This window comes from Rothia sp. HMSC065C03 (assembly GCF_001837295.1).
In the GTDB taxonomy this organism is placed as follows: domain Bacteria; phylum Actinomycetota; class Actinomycetes; order Actinomycetales; family Micrococcaceae; genus Rothia.
In genome coordinates, this window is the sequence record NZ_KV832006.1 from 594,448 (window position 1) to 614,407 (window position 19,960).

General features: G+C 60.5%; 16 protein-coding genes and 1 tRNA gene. 3 read left to right on the plus strand and 14 right to left on the minus strand.

Translation table 11 applies throughout. The annotated features are described in order from the left end of the window. Positions 1-41: 41 nt before the first annotated feature. Both nrdH and HMPREF2605_RS08015 read right to left on the minus strand, forming a co-directional pair. Complete coding sequence (gene nrdH / locus HMPREF2605_RS08010) at positions 42-266, minus strand: glutaredoxin-like protein NrdH (RefSeq protein WP_005505794.1); 225 nt, start codon at positions 264-266, stop codon at positions 42-44. A gap of 774 nt (positions 267-1,040) precedes the next feature. After that, positions 1,041-2,150 carry an App1 family protein gene (locus HMPREF2605_RS08015; RefSeq protein WP_049338467.1) on the minus strand — a complete coding sequence of 370 codons (1,110 nt, stop codon included), beginning with the start codon at positions 2,148-2,150 and terminating at the stop codon, positions 1,041-1,043. Positions 2,151-2,327: 177 nt separating this feature from the next. On the opposite strand from HMPREF2605_RS08015, the gene HMPREF2605_RS08020 reads away from it, so the two are divergent. The 3 genes from HMPREF2605_RS08020 (at position 2,328) to HMPREF2605_RS08030 (ending at position 5,274) form a co-directional block, all read left to right on the plus strand. Next, the gene (locus tag HMPREF2605_RS08020) at positions 2,328-3,452 is read left to right on the plus strand and encodes a polysaccharide deacetylase family protein (protein WP_070847847.1); all 1,125 of its coding nucleotides are present in this window, start codon (positions 2,328-2,330) and stop codon (positions 3,450-3,452) included. 233 nt (positions 3,453-3,685) lie between these two features. Continuing rightward, positions 3,686-4,426 (plus strand): DsbA family oxidoreductase, encoded by a 741-nt coding sequence (locus HMPREF2605_RS08025; RefSeq protein ID WP_070847849.1) that lies wholly within the window; start codon positions 3,686-3,688, stop codon positions 4,424-4,426. Between the two features lie 251 nt (positions 4,427-4,677). Then, positions 4,678-5,274 (plus strand): excalibur calcium-binding domain-containing protein, encoded by a 597-nt coding sequence (locus HMPREF2605_RS08030; RefSeq protein ID WP_083324871.1) that lies wholly within the window; start codon positions 4,678-4,680, stop codon positions 5,272-5,274. Positions 5,275-5,369: 95 nt separating this feature from the next. Here HMPREF2605_RS08030 and HMPREF2605_RS08035 read toward each other — a convergent pair whose 3' ends face one another. From HMPREF2605_RS08035 to HMPREF2605_RS08090, 12 genes are all read right to left on the minus strand, one after another. Further along, the gene (locus HMPREF2605_RS08035) at positions 5,370-5,642 is read right to left on the minus strand and encodes a hypothetical protein (RefSeq protein WP_070847853.1); all 273 of its coding nucleotides are present in this window, start codon (positions 5,640-5,642) and stop codon (positions 5,370-5,372) included. A 43-nt stretch (positions 5,643-5,685) separates the two neighbouring features. Continuing rightward, on the minus strand, positions 5,686-6,723 hold the full coding sequence (locus tag HMPREF2605_RS08040; protein ID WP_070847856.1) for a polysaccharide deacetylase family protein: 1,038 nt from the start codon (positions 6,721-6,723) through the stop codon (positions 5,686-5,688). 349 nt (positions 6,724-7,072) lie between these two features. Beyond that, positions 7,073-8,491, minus strand: a complete 1,419-nt coding sequence (locus HMPREF2605_RS08045) for a glutaminase (protein ID WP_070847859.1) — start codon at positions 8,489-8,491, stop codon at positions 7,073-7,075. 344 nt (positions 8,492-8,835) lie between these two features. After that, positions 8,836-9,810: a cation diffusion facilitator family transporter gene (locus tag HMPREF2605_RS08050; RefSeq protein WP_070847860.1), complete on the minus strand. Its 975-nt coding sequence runs from the start codon at positions 9,808-9,810 to the stop codon at positions 8,836-8,838. Between the two features lie 112 nt (positions 9,811-9,922). Continuing rightward, positions 9,923-9,995, minus strand: a tRNA-Ala gene (locus tag HMPREF2605_RS08055). Between the two features lie 268 nt (positions 9,996-10,263). Beyond that, positions 10,264-10,701, minus strand: a complete 438-nt coding sequence (gene rsfS, locus HMPREF2605_RS08060; RefSeq protein ID WP_005505774.1) for a ribosome silencing factor — start codon at positions 10,699-10,701, stop codon at positions 10,264-10,266. Between the two features lie 66 nt (positions 10,702-10,767). Beyond that, a complete protein-coding gene (locus tag HMPREF2605_RS08065; RefSeq protein ID WP_049354512.1) occupies positions 10,768-11,835 on the minus strand; it encodes a hypothetical protein in 1,068 nt (355 codons plus the stop codon). Next, a complete protein-coding gene (gene nadD / locus HMPREF2605_RS08070; protein WP_049354513.1) occupies positions 11,828-12,577 on the minus strand; it encodes a nicotinate-nucleotide adenylyltransferase in 750 nt (249 codons plus the stop codon). The genes HMPREF2605_RS08065 and nadD overlap by 8 nt, the downstream gene beginning before the upstream one ends. A 375-nt stretch (positions 12,578-12,952) precedes the next feature. After that, a complete protein-coding gene (obgE, locus tag HMPREF2605_RS08075) occupies positions 12,953-14,560 on the minus strand; it encodes a GTPase ObgE (protein ID WP_049354514.1) in 1,608 nt (535 codons plus the stop codon). A 193-nt stretch (positions 14,561-14,753) separates the two neighbouring features. Continuing rightward, entirely contained in the window at positions 14,754-15,011 is a 258-nt protein-coding gene (gene rpmA, locus HMPREF2605_RS08080; RefSeq protein WP_005505766.1) for a 50S ribosomal protein L27, read from the minus strand. A 40-nt stretch (positions 15,012-15,051) separates the two neighbouring features. Further along, positions 15,052-15,363: a 50S ribosomal protein L21 gene (gene rplU / locus HMPREF2605_RS08085; protein WP_005505764.1), complete on the minus strand. Its 312-nt coding sequence runs from the start codon at positions 15,361-15,363 to the stop codon at positions 15,052-15,054. Positions 15,364-15,859: 496 nt separating this feature from the next. After that, positions 15,860-19,696, minus strand: a complete 3,837-nt coding sequence (locus HMPREF2605_RS08090) for an Rne/Rng family ribonuclease (RefSeq protein WP_083324872.1) — start codon at positions 19,694-19,696, stop codon at positions 15,860-15,862. Between the last annotated feature and the right edge of the window lie 264 nt (positions 19,697-19,960).

The following is a 19,960-nucleotide window of genomic DNA, read 5'->3' on the forward strand; positions in this document are numbered from 1 at the left end:
TCCGTGCCGATTTTCCGTTTGTACGGGTTTCGGCAGGGTTGTTACGCTGCCAGAGCGTTGATCTTGTCGGGCTGGAAGCCGGACCAGTGCTCGTCGCCTGCGATGACGACGGGTGCCTGCATGTAGCCGAGGGACTTGACCATTTCGAGGGCCTGAGCGTCTTCGGTGATATCAACCTTGGTGTAGCTGATACCCTTCGCGTCGAGGGCGCGGTAGGTCATGTTGCACTGGACGCACTGGGGCTTGGTGTACACGGTCACTACCATGGGAGTGCCTCTTACTTTCTCCCGCTCGGGCGGGCTTATCTCGTGAATGAATCTGGCGTGTTTCGTCGGTGGTTCACCACGTGTTGTTTACGGCGGGCGCTGTGCCGTCCGCTGCCCCCTCCTAGTGGGGTGTGGTGGTTTCCTGCGCTGGGGCAGGGCGCCTAAAAGTGCCGTAGTGGTGGAACCGAGTATTAATACTACATCTAGTGTCGAGATTTTTCTGCACCACAAGATGATGTGGTGCGAGGGTCGTGTTTCGTTCGATAAACCCACAGTTGAACCCACTTAAGAGGGGGTGTCTACAGCTTATCCACACCCTGCCGCGGGGCTAGTTCGCCGTATTTTCGCGGGGTGTGCCGGGTTATCCACAGGTGGGGTTTAAGTTGGTCAGGATTTTTAAGGGTTCATTCGCCCGCTGAGTTGAGGTTCAGTTAACCTCATGTATACGTTTGGGGGCATAAAACCCGGCAGATTCGGGCTTGATTTTAAAGAGATTTCCGCTCTCACCCGTTCTTGCGCGGAACGGCGCGGTTTTAAAGCAGAACGGACTTTCTTAAAGGCGGGGGTTAACCCCCTTCGAGCGGGTTTAAGCTATGTGATTAAGGCTGTAGAAAAGATTTTTAACTCTTTTTCAGCAGCCGGTGTGTCGTGGGTTTAAGTTGGTTAATTCCGCTGAAACACCAAAACCCACCGCATATACCGGCATTTCGCGGTATTTGCGGTGGGTTTACTGGGTATCCATGCTGGTTTTAGCAACCGGTGAGCAGTAACCGGCTAGAAATCGATCAGGCCCAGCTCGCGCAGCTTCTTGCTGAGCGTTACGCCATCGGTGGCTTCAATCCACAGCGGCGAGCGCATCATCTGTTCGGCGCGGTAGTCGCTCCACACGCGGCCGGAGGCGAGCATGGTCTCCCCCACGGTCAGGTTGCGGATGACGATTGCCGCCACGTTGTCCGGGTAGCGTACCGCGAAGCCGTTGTAGATGTACGGGTCGCGCTGCCCGTCGTCGCCGACGAGGATCCACTTCATCTGCGGGAATTCCTCGGCGAGGCGGCGCAGGGACTCGACCTTATGGTTGGTTCCGGAGCGGAACCAGCGGTCGGGGGTGGGGCCCCAGTCGGTGAGCAGGAACGTGCCGCGCGGGTAGCCGTTGCGGCTGAGGAAGCGGCGCAGGGTCGGGGTGATGTTCCAGGCGCCGGTGGATAGGTACATGAACGGCGCATCCGGGTGGCTGCGGCGGATACGGTCGGTCATGACCGCCATGCCGGGGGTGGGGATGCGTGCGTGCTCGTCGAGAATGAAGGAGTTCCAGGCGGCGACGAGGGGGCGCGGCAGCATGGTGACCATGACGGTGTCGTCGACGTCCATGATGACGCCGAGCTTCTGGCTTTCGGGAACGATGTAGACGCTGGTTGCTACGGCGCGGGAGCCGGGCACGTACATGATGACTTCGTGCATGCCGGGGTCCAGGTCGATGCTGAGTTTGACGTCGAGCACGCCGCCGCGGTCGGTGTACGCCTCATATTTGGTGCCGTCGATGACGATGGTGACGGGTGCATCGGACATTGCGGTTGCGGTGAAAGAGCGCCAGCCGCGCATGGGGTTGGCGGTGTCTTGGGTGCCTTCTACAACCTGCAGCAGGCGTTCGAGGTTGACCGTCTTGTAGAGTGCGCGGGCGATGATGCGAACCCAGCCGGGGTTTCCTTCGGAGGCGGCACGGCCGTAGCCTTCGGTGGGCACGAGGATAGGCTCGCGACCGGCGACGATGGCGCGCTTTTCGCGCCACCTGTGCAGCCGGTCTGCAACACGGTAGCCGATGTTGACTGCCTCGTCGGCAGCATCGTTCACAAGGTTGCGCAGTTCGTGAGTGCCCAAATTCTCCATCCCACTAGTGTAGCGGAGCGTTACCGGCTTGCGGCTTTAGGATTTTGTGTTCTTATACGTAGTTTTTATACCTATTAATACTGTGGTGCTGAGCGCAGGGTGTGATGTGCACATTATTTAGGGTGTATTCGCTGTTCAGATTCGTTCCTTGCAGGTGGGGGCGTTATCCTGGAGAGTATGACCCACTCACAGCCTAACCGCCGACTTTTTGTGCTCGGCACTGCTATGCTTCCGCTGATTGCTGCCTGCTCGAAGAAGTCGAATGACTACGACGGCACCAGCGGTAATTTCACTCCGTATCAGGCTGGCGGCGAGACCTCTGCTGCCGCTACTCGCCCCGCCGCAACGAATTCGCCGACGGTTGCCGCTGCTGGCAACCCGGTTGATAAGCCGCGCGAATGGCCCGGTATCGGCAACTCCCTCGTTGGTGACGGCAAGTATGTTGCGTGGACTGTTGATGACGGCGCAAGCCCGGAGGCGATTCGCGGCTACGCTGAGTTCTCGAAGCGTACGAATACTCGCCTGACCTTCTTCATTAACGCTTCGTACACCGGTTTTAAGGAGCACGTGTCGTTGCTGCGTCCGCTGGTTCAGAGCGGCCAGATTCAGGTTGCGAACCACACCTACAGCCACGCCGACCTGACCACCCTGGATGCTGAGGGTGTGAAGGAAGAGTTGCAGCGTAACGAAGACGAGATTATGAGCATGTTCGGTGTCTCGTCGAAGCCGTACTTCCGCCCGCCGTACGGCCGTTACAACGATGCGGTTCTGAAGGCTGCTGGCGAGATTGGTTTTACCCGCCCGGTCATGTGGAACGGCACGACCGGTGATGAGGCTAAGACCAGCTCCCGCGTGATTTACATGCGTTGCATCCGCTACATGCTGCCGCAGCAGATTGTGCTGGGTCACCTGAACTACGAAACGATCATCCCGATCCTGGATAAGGTGAAGGGCCTGATTGATGACCGCGGCCTGACTGCGGTGACGATTCGTGACTACTACGGTGACGCCTCCGAGGAAGAGATTAAGGCGGCGGCACCTTCGCCGACCCCCACCCCGGAGGAGCACACCCCCTCCCCCGAGGCAACTACGGAGGCGCCTACCCCTACCCCGGAGCCGACTACTGAGGCTCCGACTCAGGCACCGACCACCCGCTATGAGGATGAGGTTGCGGCTAGCCAGCAGGCGACGACCGCACCTGCGGCTACGACTGCTCCGCCTGCTCGAGCGACCACTGCACCGGCGGCAACGACTGCACCCGCGGCTACTGCCACTACCGCACCGGCGGCCGCCCGCCGATAGGTTGGTGTAGACCTTCCCCGATGAAGCCCCCTTGCCCCGGTTCCCGTGCAGATATTCCTGTGTTGAGATTCTGTACGGACCGGCGCGAGGGGGCTTTGCCGTGCCCGGCGAGAATAAACTCTGGGGAATAACCGCGGGTAATAGCCGCGGGAATAAGTGCGGCAGCCGGGGCGTTAGGTGAGCGTATAGTGGCGGCAGTGTGCCGCATCCGAGTGTGAGAGGAATAGACGACAATGCGTATTGATATTTGGTCCGATATTGTGTGCCCCTTCTGCTACGTGGGCAAGCGTAACCTGGAGCTGGCGCTCGCCGAGTTTGAGCACCGTGACGAGGTTGAGGTGGTGTGGCATAGTTTTGAGCTGGACCCGTCGGCTACGGAGCATCCTGCCGGTTCGCTGCCTGAGCTGATTGCGGGCAAATATCAGATGCCGCTGGAGCAGGCGATTGCGAGCCAGGAGTCGTTGGCGGAGCGTGCCCGCGAGGTGGGTTTGGATTTCAATTGGCGGCAGGCGCGGTACGGTAACACGTTTGATGCGCACCGTGTGATTCATTATGCGGCGGAGCAGGGTTTGGCGTCGGCGGCGCAGGAGGCGTTTAAGCTGGCGTACTTTACGCAGGGCCGTTCGGTGCAGGATCACGAGTCGATTCTGGATATTGCTTCTGAGATTGGCCTGGACACTGCCGAGGTTGAGGCGGTGCTGAAGAGTGACCGTTACGCGGCGGATGTGCGTGCTGATGAGCAGTTGGCGCGTCAGCTGGGCATTAATGGTGTGCCGTTCTTTTTGATTGAGTCGAAGTGGGCAGTGAGTGGTGCGCAGCCTGCGAAGATGCTGGTACAGGCGCTGCGTCAGGTGTGGGAGGAGACTCACCGTGTGGAGTTTTTGAACCCGCTGGCGGGCGCGGCTGGTGATGCTGCAGGTAACAATGCTGCGGAGGCGGGTCCGTCCTGCGATATGAACGGCAACTGCTCCTAGTAGCCGCTGAGAAGTGCGCGGCGGGGGTGCTACTCCCCTAGCGCCCCGGCTAATGCAGCCCCAGGTGTAGCGAAGCCCCCTCGTACTATTTCTAGTACGAGGGGGCTTTACTATGCCCGCACGTTACGTCTTCCCTTGTCAGAAATGTTTGGGGGGCTCAATATTGCCTGCGAATGGGGCCGTTTTCATTTACACTTGAGTGTGTGTTCTACGGTGAACACACTTGTCCACTCACTTTATAAAGGAATATTGTGTTGAAAATTCACACCGCGACCGCTGGTGTTCTTGCGGGTGCTCTGCTGCTGACTGGTTGCTCTTCGTCTGTTCGCGCTCCGAAGCCTGCGCCTTCTGCGTCATCGTCGACGTCTGTTTCTGCCAGCCCTTCGGTTTCAGCTACTCCTAGTTCTTCTCCGACGCCGAGTGCGTCTGCGACTCCTTCGGAGTCTCCTACCCCGACGGTAACCCCGTCTCCGGTTCCGACGACTGAGGCTCCCGTGCAGGCACCGGCTACTGAGGCACCTTCCGTGGAGGCTCCGGCACCTCCGGTTTCTGCGGCACCCGCGCAACAGGCTGAGCCTGTTCAGCAGGAAGCTCCTGTTCAGCAGGCGCCGGTAGCTACGGAGGCGCCCGTCCAGCAGGCACCGGCTCCAGCGGCTGAGGCTCCTGCTCAGCAGGCTCCCGCTCAGCCGGTGCAGCAGGCTCCGGCGCAGTCGAGTGTTTATTACAAGAATTGTGATGCGGCTATTGCTGCGGGTGCGGCACCGTTGCATCGTGGTGAGCCGGGTTACCGCCCTGGTCTAGATAAAGACGGTGACGGCGTGGCGTGTGAGCCGAAGAAGAAGCATTAGGCTTCTGCCCGTTCTTATAGCGAAAGCCCCCTTGTACCGAAAGTACAAGGGGGCTTCGTCGTATCAGCCTAGTTCTGTTAGCTCAGCCGGTGAGGTTAGCGCGGCTGGTAGGCGCGGGCACGCTCAGCACGAGCACGGCGCGCCTCCGCATCCTGCAGGACCGGCACCAGCATACGCACCACCTGCTCCATGCCACGCAACACCATCTTCACCCACAAGGTCACCGACCACGCCGTCGCCAGGCGCGGGTGGCGGGTACGCATCCAACGCACACCCTGAAAAGAGACCGTGTAATACAGCAAAAACAGCAGCGCCTCACGGAAGCGGTGCACCTGCCGAAGGATAGGGTTCTGAGGAAGCTTCGTCATGCCTCCCAGTATACCCACCAGACCCCGCCAGGGCTCCCCCGCACTACCCGTAATAGTCGCGAATCGTCACCGTCTTCAACCCGCGCCGATCCAACAACGCCCGAATACGGTCCAGCTCAGACACCACACCCCGATAATTCAAATGCCCAATCACAATATGCTGAGCCAACGCATACTTCTCCGCATAGGCATACACCTCAGCCGAAGAAATATTAGACGAATCCGCCAACGACCCGTACCACAGAACCGGGCGCGTAAAACCACACGACGCCGCAGCCGCCAACACGCGCGCATCATAATACCCGTACGGCGGGCGGAAATACGGCTTCGAAGACACCCCAAAAAGCCGCCTAATCTCCTCATCATTACGGGTCAACTCCTGAACAATCTGCTCATCCGTCAAGCTCGTCAACGCCGCATGACTATACGTATGGTTCGCAATCTGCAGCTGGCCACTCTTCACCAGCGGAAGCAACAGGTCACGATGCTGCTTAAACGCCGGGTACTGGCCGTTGATAAAGAAGGTCAGGCGCGTGCCGGTACGGTGGGCAAACTCCGCGTAGGCGCGCACCACCTCCGGGTCGGCACCGTCATCGACCGTCCACGCAATGTACTTTCCCTCACCGGGCAGGCCGGTCTGCGGGCCGTCCCAGGCACGAGCCGCAGGGACCGGGTTCGAGGAGGTTGCGGATGCAGAAGCTGTCTTAGATGCCGCGGCGGTCGGGGATGCGGTCCCCGATGTGGAGCTAGTTGCAGATGGGGAGGGGGTAGCCGAGGAGCTTGCCGAAGAAGTCGCCGAGGCACTACCCGACGCACTACCGGACGGGGTGCCGCCCGATGCTGACCCGCTAGCCGCCCCGTGGGTGCCTTCCGCCGCGGAGGGGGTGCAACCGGTCAAGCCAAGACCCAGCACGCCGAAGCCCACCGCGCCCAAACCAAAGGTACCAACGTGGTGAAGTAGTTCGCGGCGACCCATGGAGGCGCGGGCAGAAGTACCCGCTGCCGCTCGGTCAGCGGCGGGGTCAGCGATAGCGGATTGACGAGGAGTGATAGGTGTTTCTGAGTGTGGAACAGTGTTCATATTATGAGTGTATGATGAGACCGCCGTTAGATATCGAAAAATTCAAAATATTACTTAATGATTAACAACGGCGCTATTAAAGAACCTCTACGCTCTTTCAGCCCGTTCACTCACCGAAGACCGCGCTCAGCGCCCTACGCTACCCTGCGCCGCGCGACAGAAAACAGCACCGCACTATAGACACCCACGCCACGTACTAGGAACCAGCACTGCCCTACAGGCACCCGCGCCGCACGGTAGGAACCCTAGCCACAGCACAGCAAGGCCCCTCCCCCAGAACGCGTTCACCACGCACCCGGGAAAGGGGCACTCAAACATATATTGTGCAGCCGATGCCGCGGCAAGAAACCTACTCAGCCTCAGGAGCCGCAGGCAGCTCAGCAGACTCCAACGCCTGCGCCTCCAACGCCTCCAATGCGCCCGCCTCCAGCGCCTCCGCCGCCTCCGCAGCCTCTTCAGCGTCAGCCTCAGCCACGCGCTCAGCATCCGACTCTGCAGAAGTTACCGCCGCAGGGTTCGTCAGAACCTTCACACCCATGCTGCGCAGCGCATCCGTATTCGTGATTGTCTCGTCATTATCAATCAGGTACACCTTGTACCCGTCATTCCGCAGGCGACGCATCAGCTCCAGGAGCATGCTCTGAGCAACCTCATCCACCGCGTACACGCGCGTCACATCCAGGGCGACCTTGGAACCCTCCATCGGGGATTCCACAATCTCACGAATCACGCGCTCCACACCCGCAAAACGGATACGGCCCTGCAACTGAATCAGGCGCATAGACTCATCGCCCGAACCGATCTGGTAGTTCGCGCGCAACGCCGAACGAGCCACCGTCGGCACGTTCATCACGTGCATGCCCATGTCATCAGAGAACTGCTCGAACAGCTCCACACCGCGCACACTGTTACCGTGACCGTCAAGGCGCGGCGAGAACGTCGCCACACCCAGCTGACCGGGCACCGCCCCAATAATGCCGCCGCCCACGCCGCTCTTCGCCGGCACACCCACCTGGGTCGCCCAGTCACCCGCAGCGTTATACATACCGCACGTGAACATGACGCTCAGCACCTGACGCACCACAGTCTTAGGAACCACCTGCTCACCCGTCACCGGATGCACACCATAGTTCGCCAAAGTCGCCGCCATCAACGCCAAATCCTTGACCGTCACCATCAGCGAGCACTGGCGGGTATAACCCTGCACCGCCACGGTCGGGTCACCGGTCAGGATGCCGTGGCCGCGCAGCATGTGCGCAATCGCGTAGTTGCGGTGCGCGTGCTCCAGCTCAGACTCGTACACGCGCTCATTCACCGACAGGCGACGGCCCGCAAATGCAGACAGACCAGAAATGACGCGCTCCATGCGCTCACCCTGAGTCGCACCGGGAGGGCCCACCAGCGAATGGGTGGTAATCGCGCCCGCGTTAATCATCGGGTTCAGCGGCTTACCGGAGCCGTCCTCCAGGGACAGCTCGTTGAACGGCTCACCGGAAGGCTCCACGCCCACCTTCGCAAGCACGTCATCGTAGCCGCGGTCCGCGAGCGCGAGGGCGTACACGAACGGCTTAGAAATCGACTGAATCGTGAACTCCACATCGGAGTCACCGGCGGCGTACTGCTCACCATCAACCATGGCGATAGACGCGGCAAGCTTGTCCGGGTCCACGGCGGCAAGTTCCGGAATGTAGTTTGCCAACTCACCGGAGGTATCAGAAGCGACCGACTCGAGGGTCTCGGTCAGGTAAGTGGCAATAGGTGAATGCATAGTGTTCCGTATCTGCTGCTAATCGTGGTTGTTCTCGTCAAAAATTCCAGGATGCGCCCGCCCGCTGTTCCGTTTCAGCTATTCCGTTTCAGCTGGGCTGAGGCGCTCATCGTTACAGGCTTCCGCGGCTACCAAACTAAAGAGCCAGCCAGCGAACCTGTCAAAGTGCGTGGGTGAGGAGCACCTTTTGCTCCCTAAAGAGTGTATCTTTTGCGTGTTGAAGCCACCAAATATAACGGTCACTACTCCCCCGCTATTTCAGGCTCTGGTACCTGTTCTGGTTTGCCGTTTTCTGCCGTAATTTACCGCGGCGGGCAGAACCTCCGGCGAAGCCCGGGCAAAACCTACGGGTGGCGAATCGAAGCCGGCTCACGGCCACCCAACTCGGCAGTCTCCAGCTGGAACGTCGAATGCTCCACCGACACCTCAAAATGGCTCGCCACGCACGAACGGATACGGTCCAAAATCGTCACCGCAGACCCGTCATGGAAGCACGAATCGGCAACCACCACGTGCGCGGTCACCACCGGCAGACCGGTCGCCACCATCGAAGCGTGCACATCGTGCACCTCTACAACGCCGTCAACGCGTAGCATGTGTTCACGCATCGCGTCCAGGTCCAGGCCGTCCGGGGTGAACTCCATGAGCACCGCCGTGGTCTGCTTCATCAAACGCATCGCACGCGGCACAATCAGCGCCGCGATGAGCAGGCCGGCAAGGGCGTCCGCCTGGTAGAAGCCGGTCAGCCAAATCACGATAGCCGCCACAATCACGCCCAGCGAACCCAGGGCGTCATTGAGCACCTCCAGGAACGCGGCACGCATATTGAAGTTCGCGTTCCTCGCCGTAGCCAGCACCGCAATGCCGATAGCGTTCGCCACCAGGCCAACCACACCAAAGATCAGCAGCTCGGTGCCGGGCACCTCCGGCGGAGCGAACAGGCGATGCACGCCCTCCACCGCCGTGTAGATACCCACCGCCAGCAGCAGCACCGACTGCCCGAGGGCGGCAAGCACCTCAATGCGGCGGAAACCCCACGTGCGGCGCGAGGTCGCCGGGCGCGTCATGAGCGAAGCCGCCGTAAGCGCCACCAGCAGGCCCGAGGCATCCGTAACAGCGTGCGCCGTATCAGTCAGCAACGCAAGACTTCCGGTGACCAACGAACCAATCGCCTGCGCCAACACAATAACGACCGCCAGACTGAACGCAATCAGCAGGCGCGGACGCATCGAGGCGGCGTCCTCCGGGCTCGGGGCATGCGAATGGTCGTGGTGATGCCCGTGATGCCCGCCGTGGCCGTGATGTGCGTGCGCTCCCATGAGTGACTCCTCAACTATGAACTGTGTTGTTGACTATCGAGAGTTATCGGCAGATAGCAAAATCGCCCGATTCACAAGAACCGGGCGACAAGCTCCTCAACCGAGGAAAACGTGGAGATAAGGGGACTCGAACCCCTGACCCCCTGCATGCCATGCAGGTGCGCTACCAGCTGCGCCATATCCCCATATTCTGTTAGTGACCTCAACGAGGCAACATGAATATATTACACACACCACGGACAGCGATGCAAACCAGCGCACCCAAAAATCCAAAAAGTTCCCGTGCGACCGGGCTGGCAGAAGGGGCAACCGGGCAGACAGAAACACCCTCGACACGCAGACCAAACACGCAGGTCGAACACGCCAGCCAAACACGCCGAAAGGGGCGGCCCCCGCGGCACCATACAGCGCCAGCAGAGCCCACCCCTCATCAGCTAAAAATCAAGCAGAAGCTTACGCCTCGTCCTGAGCGGGAATGATGCGTGCAGCATCTTCCTCAGTCTCACCCTCAATGTCGAAGGGAGCCTCGTTCTCAACGCCCAGCTCAATACGCGGAGCCTCAGCCCACAGACGATCCAGAGCGTAGAACTCGCGGTCCTCCTCGTGCTGAACGTGCACGACAATATCGCCGAAGTCCAGCAGAATCCAACGGCCCGAGGAACGACCCTCACGGCGGACCGGCTTCAGGTCAGCCTGCTCACGCAGAGCGTCCTCAACCTCATCCGCAACAGCGTTCACGAGGCGCTCATTGTGGGCAGAAACCACCAGGAAGCCATCAATCAGACCCATCGCGTCGGATGCATCCACAGCGAACAGGTTCGTTCCCTGCTTCTCCTCCGCAGCGCGGGCGGCAATGCGCAGAGCCTCAATCGAGGACTGTGCAGCAGTCATATTTTCCTTCCTTGCCGGCAGAACACCCGCCGGCAGCACCCGCAACAGGGGTGCATTGTTCACGGCCTACTTAGGGCCAAAAATCATAATCAGACCAACAACGACCAGGGCGAGCAGCAGAACAATCCACAGCCACGCCAGGGAGGCCTTCTGCGCAGGCTGCAGAACCTCTTCAGTCTTCTCAACAGCGCCCTTAGAAGCGGACTCCTTGGAAGCCTCAGCGGAAGGTACCGGAGCAGACTTGGACTTAGCAACCTTAGAATCAGCAACCTTGGACTCTGCATCCTTCGCGGCTTCCTCTGACTCCTCAGCTTCCTCGGTGACCTCTTCAACCAGGGCAGCGGACTCCTCGGGATCCTGACGATCCACCATGCGCTGCAGCAGCTCCTCAACCTCATCCGGGCTCAGAGCAACAGTCGGGTCGCCGTCCACCGAGTCCACGGTGTCACCAGCGGAGGCGCTATCCAGCACGCTCAGGTCAAGACCCTGCGCGTTCACTGCGCTCACGCGGGTGGGCAGTTCGTCAGCAGACTCTTCAACCTCAGCAACCTCAACGGTCTCTTCCTCAACGGAAGCGACCTCAGTCTGCTCAGCCTCAACGTCAGAGCTGTCCAGCTCCTCAACCTTCGGCTCATCGCGCACCAAGTACTGGTGCAACTCGGGCTCCGGCTCCTCCTCCTTGACCACGGCAATCACCGGAATCGAAGAAGTCATCGGGTTATCCACCGCGGAGGGGCTGGTCGCATCCACACGGTTCTGCGCAATCTCCTCAGGGCGCAGAACACGCAGGCTACTGGTCAGAGGAGCAGGCTCGTGCAGCTTCTCCTCATCGTTCGCCTCAGTCTCAATCTTGCCCTGAGCCGCCAGCGCCGCAAAACGACGCTGAACAGCCAGAACCTGCGGGTCAATAGCACCCGCATGAATCACGGAGCCCATGTTCGCAACAGGCTTCGCGGGCTCACCGCGGCGGGCTGCACGCAGGTACTCGGCAACTTCCTCACGGTAGCGGGCAAGACGACGCGGACCCATCACCTTAGTAGGCGGCGGCACCTCAATGCCGTCCTCGGTCACGTACGTCTCGTAGAGGTACGCTTCGTCCTCGCTATAGGGCTTCGAACCCGTAGCTTCACTCATGTGTTCCCTCATTATTCGTCGATTGGGGTGCCTGCCCAGACTCATCCTTCACGCGGGGCAAGCCGTCACGGTACGCCGTCAAAGCGTCCTTCTTGTACAGGCCGTACTTAGCAATGTACTGCACCACACCATCCGGCACCAGGTACCAGATGGGGGCATCTTCAGCTGCGCGGCGACGAATATCGGTCGAAGAAATCGCCATCGCAGGAATCTTCAGAGTCGTAATATGACGACCCTCAGCCAGCGGCGGATCCAGCTCATGATCGGGGCGGGTCACGCCCACAAAAGTCGCCAAATCCCACAGCTTATGGGCATTGCGCCAGGTCATAATCTGGCTAATCGCGTCCGCGCCGGTAATGAAGAACAGGTCAGCATCCGGGCGCAGGGCGCTCAGCTCGTTAAGCGTATCAAAGGTGTACGTGGCGCCGCCACGGTCAATATCAATACGGCTCACCGTAAAACGCGGGTTCGACGCAGTCGCAATCACCGTCATCAGGTAACGATGCTCAGCGTCACTCACGTGCCGCTCCCCCACCTTCTGCCAGGGCTGACCGGTCGGAACAAACACGACCTCATCCAGGTCGAACACGGCGGCAACCTCACTAGCTGCCACCAGGTGTCCGTGGTGAATCGGGTCGAAGGTTCCACCCATCACGCCCAGACGCACCCGACCGGGAGTGCGCGGGGGAATCGACTCGGTGCTCGGAGCACCAAAATCAAGGTGAACAGGCTGGTCAGTCACAAATGCCGTCCTTGCTGGGGACAGAGACCGCACCACGGCAACTTGGGAGCCGCCACAGGCGCGGATGCGGGCAGGTACACAGAAGGTACGCAACACCGAAAACGGTGCCCGCGTACATTCCCCTCTATGCTACCTTCTTACGGTCAAAAACACCGAAATGACGGGGGTGAGCTAAGCCGCCAGTGGAATACCCAGCCAGCACGCTCAGCCATCACATCCTGCAACAGACTCACCCGCATGTTCCGGCGCGCAAAACCAGCGCAAGAGGCAGTCACAGTGCACAAAAGAAAGCGCCGCGCACCGGAGCGAACCCCGGCACGCGGCGCCAATACCTAACGACCAAGCCTCAACCAGGCAACAGCTAACGCTGAACTATTAGTCGTCAACGTTCGGCATGTCGATATTCTCGTCGACCTTGCCTTCCTTCAGCTTCTTGCGGTACTCGACCGACTCGGTCCACACGCCTGCAACACGCTCGGACTCCAGCTCGGCACGAGCCTCCGCCTTCGCGTCCATACGCTCCTTGTACTCCACACGCTTCTGCGCACGAGTCGGGCGAATAATCTCTTCCAGACGAGCATCCGTACCACGCGGGGAGGACAGCAGCTCAGCGCCACCGACCATGGTCGGCTCCCAATCGAAGATCACCGAGTTGTCGTTCTCACCAATCACCACAGCGTCACCGGCACGAGCACCAGCCTTGAACAGCTCATCCTCAACACCCAGACGCGCCAGGCGGTCCGCCAGGTAACCGACAGCCTCATCATTATTGAAGTCAGTCTGCTGAATCCAACGCTCAGGCTTCTCACCAATCACGCGGAACAGCGGCTCAAGGTTACGCTCCTCGCGGCGAATAATGAACTCCTGTTTCTTCTTACCGCGGAAGCCCTTCGGGCGAACCACAGGAGCCTCAACCACGACGCGCTCCGCTTCCTTCTCGGCAGCGGCACGAGCCACGCGGTCCTCCTCCACGAGCTTTGCCATCGCAAAGATCAGGGACTTCAGACCCTCATGGGATGCCGTCGAAATCTCGAAGACCTTAAAGCCCATCTCCTCAAACTCGGGGCGAACAAACTCCGCCAGCTCACGAGCCTCAGGAACGTCAATCTTATTGAGCACCACAATCTGCGGACGCTCATGCAACGGCACGGTCACACCCGCAGTCGGGTCAACCTCGTAGTTCTGCAGCTCGCCGCGGATTACCTCAAAGTCGCTAATCGGGTCACGGCCCGGCTCCAGAGTCGCACAGTCAATCACGTGCACCAGAGCCGAAGAACGCTCCACATGGCGCAGGAAGCGGTGACCCAGACCGCGACCCTCAGAAGCGCCCTCAATCAGACCCGGAACATCCGCAACGGTATAGCGAACATCGCCTGCCTGCACCACACCCAGGTTCGGGATCAGGGTGGTGAACGGGTAGTCAGCAATCTTCGGACGCGCCGCAGAAATCGCAGCAATCAACGAAGACTTACCCGCCGACGGGTAACCCACCAGAGCCACATCCGCAATGGACTTCAGCTCCAGAACAATATCAGCCTCTTCACCGGGGGTGCCCAACAGAGCAAAACCGGGAGCCTTACGCTTAGCCGAAGCCAACGCAGCGTTACCCAGACCGCCCATACCACCATGGGCAGCAACATACTCGTCGCCCACACGCAGCAGGTCAGCCAAAACATTACCCTCGCGGTCCTTCACCACAGTACCCTGCGGCACGGTCAGAACCAGGTCCTCACCGTTATAGCCGTGGTGCATATCGCCACGACCAATATCGCCATTCGGGGCGTGCTGATGCGGGCTGTGGTGGTACTCCAACAGGGTCGTGGTCTGGTTATCCACGCGCAGAATCACCGCGCCACCATTACCACCATTACCGCCGTTAGGGCCGCCCAGGGGCTTAAACTTTTCACGTCGCACGGAGACGCAGCCGTTACCTCCGCGACCGCCAGATACATGCAAGACCACGCGGTCCACGAACTCTGCCACGGGTTCTCCTTATCTTGAACATCTTCACTTCGCCACCGCACGGCACACACCAATCATGCTGCGGATGCGGCGGCAGGCGCGACCGGGTTGGGGTGCGCCTCATCGTGGAACCCAGCACGGGCATCCACGGCATTCGAGGTCATAGCGAGAGGGGGTAGACTAACGCCTACCCCCTCTGCCCTAGCGGTGAGTATTACTCAGCTGCTGCCAGGATGTTAACGACCTTGCGGCCCTTGCGGGTACCGAATTCGACGGTGCCTGCTGCCAGAGCGAACAGGGTGTCGTCGCCACCGCGGCCAACGTTCAGGCCGGGGTGGAAGTGGGTGCCGCGCTGGCGAACGAGAATCTCGCCTGCGTTGACGGACTGGCCGCCGTAGCGCTTAACACCGAGGTACTGGGGGTTCGAGTCACGGCCGTTACGGGTGGAGCTTGCGCCCTTCTTGTGTGCCATTCTGTATTCCTACCTTAGGGTTGAATTCCGGTCGTCTTAATTACGCGTTGATAGCGGTAATCTTGACGGTGGTCAGCTCGGCGCGGAAGCCCTGACGCTTCTTGTAACCGGTCTTGTTCTTGTACTTCTGAATAACGATCTTCGGACCGCGCAGGTCCTCAACCTTCTCAGCAACAACCTTGGCGGAAGCCAGGGACTTTGCGTCAGCGGTGACCTTGTCACCGTCGACGAGCAGCAGCACGGGCAGCTCGATGGTGCTGCCGGGCTCGCCTGCAACACGGTCAAGGGTAACGAGGTCGCCTACGGAAACCTTCTCCTGGCGGCCGCCAGCGCGTACAATCGCGTATGCCACTATGGGACTCACTTTTCTCGACAACTTGCTTCTTGAATCTCACACGAATGAGCAGCCTGCGCTTTCATTGCTGTGCGCCCTCCCCCGCCAATCAAATGACCGCGAACAAGGAGGAACGGCCCGTGCGTTCCGACGGGATTGCCCGCCGAAGCCAACACGCGAGGCTCACCGGTGGTGTCTCTCTCCCGCACGTTCCAACCTCAGCCGAATACTCGACCGCGCCGAAGACGATGCGGGTGGGAGCGGTGTCTCCCGCTGGCCCTGCGTCGATAGGGCTTCACTGAGATAAACACCAGTCCTTAAGGATACGGCATGATCTACGCGCCGCGCAATAGATAAATTTTCGGAACACCCGAAGTCGGCACGTGATACTACTCAACCCCGGCAGATACACCGCAGGTAGACCGGGCATAAAAACCCCGGCGAGGTGGATTACTCCACCCCGCCGGGGCGCAACATACACACCATCGGAATTCCGATGATCGGAAGCTAAAGACTAATCGTCCTTACCTTCACGCTTAATATCGGCAGCGGCAACGCCAATGCCGAACAAGACAGGAGCCGAAGCGTCATCAGCCACCGGAGCCACATCCGCAACAGAAGCGGAAGCAACCACGGAACCCTCAGCACGCTCGGAAGCGTCAACAGTTACTACCTTAGCACCAGCACCAGCGCTCGACGCCGCACGGCGAGTGCGACGCTTACGCGGGGTTGAACCCGGAACCTGAGCCGCAGGCTTCTGAGCCTCCTCGGCCGGAGCCTCAGCCTCAACTGCGGCAGGAGCCGAACCGATCACACCGGTCACAGCCGGAGCACCAATCACGCCGGTCACGACCGGGCGAGACTCAGCCTTCGCAGACTTCTCAACTTTATCACCCTTTGCGGGTGCCTGCTCAGATGCCACATTCTGCTCAGTTGCCACGCTCTGCTCAGCAGCCTTCTCGGCACGCTTCTCATCAGCGGCACGACGAGCACGGCGGCGGGACGCACGCGGAGTCTCGCGGACATCCTCAATGCGCAGGTCCTCACGCTCAACACGCTTGGACTCCTGAGCCTTCTCGGAGGTTGCCTCAGCGTTCTGCTGCTCGCGGTTCTGACGCTTCGCCGCACGATCCTCACGGCCCGAACGGAACGACTCACCCTCGGTGCGGGCAAGACGGCCAGCCTTCTGAGAAGCACGAGCCTTCGCCTCGCCAGCGCGAATCGCCTCGAAACGATCCGAAGAGCGGCTAAAGCGCGGGTCGAGCTCCGGGTCAACGTGGTGCTCGTCCTCCAGCGCACCCGCACCGGAATCCTCCACAGCGGCAATATCCGCATTGGTCAGCTCGCGGCGCTGGCGGTTACGAGTAGACTTCTTCTCGCCACGCTTGGACGAACGACGCTCCTCCGAACGGTCCTCCGAACGCTCCTGCTCAGAGTCCTTCGAGGAATCCTCAGCGGACTCCTCCGCGCGGTCAAACGCACTTGCCAGCTGCTCCAGGGAGAAACCGCCCTGCTCGCCAATCCAGTTGCCGCCGGTGACCTCAGCGACCTTGTCCTCACGCTGAGCAACCTCGGCGTGAGCCTGCTCGCTGGCAGCCTCGGCAATACCCTGAATCTCCTGCTCAAGCGAAAGCTCAGCGGTCTCTGCGCGGCGCGAACGCTTGCGGCGCTTACGCTTCTTGCGGGTCGAAGCAGTCTCCTCCGAAACGTCCTCGCTCTGAGCGGATGCGGCAGCCACCGCAGCCATAGCGTTACGGCGCTCAGCCTTCTTCGACTCCAGAGCATCCTGCTTCTGCTGGTCACGAGAATCCTCGCGGGCAGCGGCACGGCTACGCTTACGGTCATTACGCTCATGGCGGTGGATGTAATCCGACGCGCCACCGCTACGACCGCTCAGCGGCTGATCGTGAACCACCAGGCCACGACCGGCACAATGCTCGCAGGGCTCCGAGAAGACCTCAAGCAGACCGGTACCCAGGCGCTTACGGGTCATCTGAACCAGACCCAGCGAAGTCACCTCAGCCACCTGATGCTTGGTACGGTCACGGCCCAGGCACTCAATCAGGCGACGCAGAACCAGGTCACGGTTCGACTCAAGCACCATGTCAATGAAGTCAATGACGATAATGCCGCCGATGTCGCGCAGACGCAGCTGACGGACAATCTCCTCAGCAGCTTCCAGGTTGTTCTTGGTGACAGTCTCTTCAAGGTTGCCGCCGCTACCGGTGAACTTACCGGTGTTCACATCCACCACGGTCATGGCTTCAGTACGGTCAATCACCAGCGAACCACCCGAAGGCAGGTACACCTTACGGTCCAGTGCCTTCGCCAGCTGCTCGTTGATGCGGTAGTGGTCGAAGAGGTCATCCGCGGAATCCCACTGCTGCAGACGGGAAACCAGGTCCGGCGCCACGTACGTCACGTACGCCTCGATGGAATCCCACGCGTTCTCGCCCTGAACGATCATCGCGGTGAAGTCCTCGTTGAAGACGTCACGCACGGTCTTAATCATCAGGTCGGGCTCCTGGTAGAGCATCTCCGGAGCCAGCACCTTGCGGGAGTTAGCCTTCTCCTGGATCTCTTCCCACTGCGCACGCAGACGGTTAATGTCGTGGGTCAGCTCCTCCTCAGAAGCGCCCTCCGCCGCGGTACGAACGATTACGCCGGCACCCTCGGGCAGCTTGTCCTTCAGAATCTTCTTCAGACGCGCACGCTCGGTGTCGGGCAGCTTGCGGGAAATACCGGTCATCGAACCACCCGGCACGTACACCAGGAAGCGGCCGGGCAGGGAAACCTGGCTGGTCAGGCGGGCACCCTTGTGACCAATCGGGTCCTTGGTGACCTGCACCAGAACCGAATCGCCGGGCTTCAGGGCGTTCTCAATCTTGCGGGGCGCACCGTCCAGACCGGTGACATCCCAGTTGACCTCGCCCGCGTACAGCACAGCGTTGCGGCCGCGTCCAATGTCAACGAACGCAGCTTCCATGGACGGCAGAACGTTCTGAACCTTACCCAGGTACACGTTGCCAATCAGGGAATCCTGCTGGGTCTTAGACACGAAGTGCTCAGCCAGCACGCCGTCCTCAAGCACACCAATCTGGATGCGGCCGTCCTTCTGACGAACCAGCATCTGACGGTCCACAGACTCGCGGCGAGCCAGGAACTCAGCCTCAGTCACGATGTGGCGGCGGCGACCCAGGGAGCGGGACTCGCGGCGGCGCACACGCTTCGCCTCCAGGCGGGTAGAACCGCGCACACCGGTCACAGTGTTGGATGCGTGAGAGTCAGCCAGGCGCGGTGCACGCACCTTGGTGACGGTCTCAACGTCATCATCAACGCCGCCCTCAATCTCAATATCTTCGGTACCGCGGCGACGGCGACGGCGACGGTGGCTCGTCACCTCAGCCTCAGCGGCAGCCTCCTCACGGCGGCGCTCCATGCGCTCCTTACGCTTCTGCTCCTCAGCAGCGGCGCGGCGTGCTTCACGCTCCAGCTTGGCGGCAACAGCAAGCTCGCTCAGCTCCTCCGGCTCGGGCGCCATGAACAGCGGCATCGCACCCATCGGGGTACGCGAGCGCAGCTCCTGCAGCTTCTCGCGCTGCAGGTCGCTAATGGTCTTTACCGGCTCGGGAGCTACTTCGGGCTCCTCGGCGGTGGGTTCCTCAGCTGCGGGCTCTTCTGTGGCGGAAGCCTCAGGTGCAGCTTCTTCGGTTGCGGATTCCTCAGCAACTGCAGCAGCCTCGGCGGGCTGCTCTGCGGCAGCCTCTTCAGCGGGATCTTCAGCCTTCTCAGCCGGTGCGGGGGTTACGACCTCAACCTTGGCGGTCTCTTCCTTCACCTCAACGGCAGGCTCGGCAGACTCAGCGGCGGGGGCAACAACTTCCTCCACCTTCGCGGTCTTCTCCACGGTCTCGGTCTTAGCAACCTTCTCAACCTTGGCGACCTCTTCAACCTTCGCGGTCTTCTCGACGGTCTCGACCTTAGCGGTCTTCTCCTCAACAGCAGGCTCAGCCGCCTTCTTCTCAGCAGCCTCAAACAGGCTATCCAGAGTAGAAGCAACCTCGGTCTCAGACGCAACGGGAGCGGCAACCTTCGGTGCCGGCGCGTGCTTAGCCTTAGCATTACGCAGGTTGGTCAGGCCAGCAGCAATCGCCTCATCCAGGGGAACCTCAGGAGCCTTCTCCTTCTTCGGGCGACCCGGACGGCGGCGCTCAGCACCCTGCTGAGCCTCAGAGCTCTCACGAACATTCTTACGCAGAGTTTCACGGGTCTCTGCAGAGGCGTTCTTCTCCTCCGCGAGGGCGTTCAGCGCCTCAAAAACCCCAAGTTCGACGTTCTTCTCGTCAGACATTAATCTTCTTTCGTTACACCCTGCTCCGCACCGCAAGGATTTTAACAGCGCGCATACAGCGCAAAGCCTAGTTGCTGCCACCGCGGCTCAAGCCTCACCCTACGGTGCGCGTTCTTCGCGGGCACTATCTCATTCAGTGCTTCTGCCGTAGGGGGCGAGCGGGCGGAACGCAGAGCGCGCCGCGACGGTCACAGCCACCTCGCTCTCGAGCACGGCACGCTCACACCCTTCCTGGGTGCTCTGCCGGTCTTCGGGTTTCTTCGC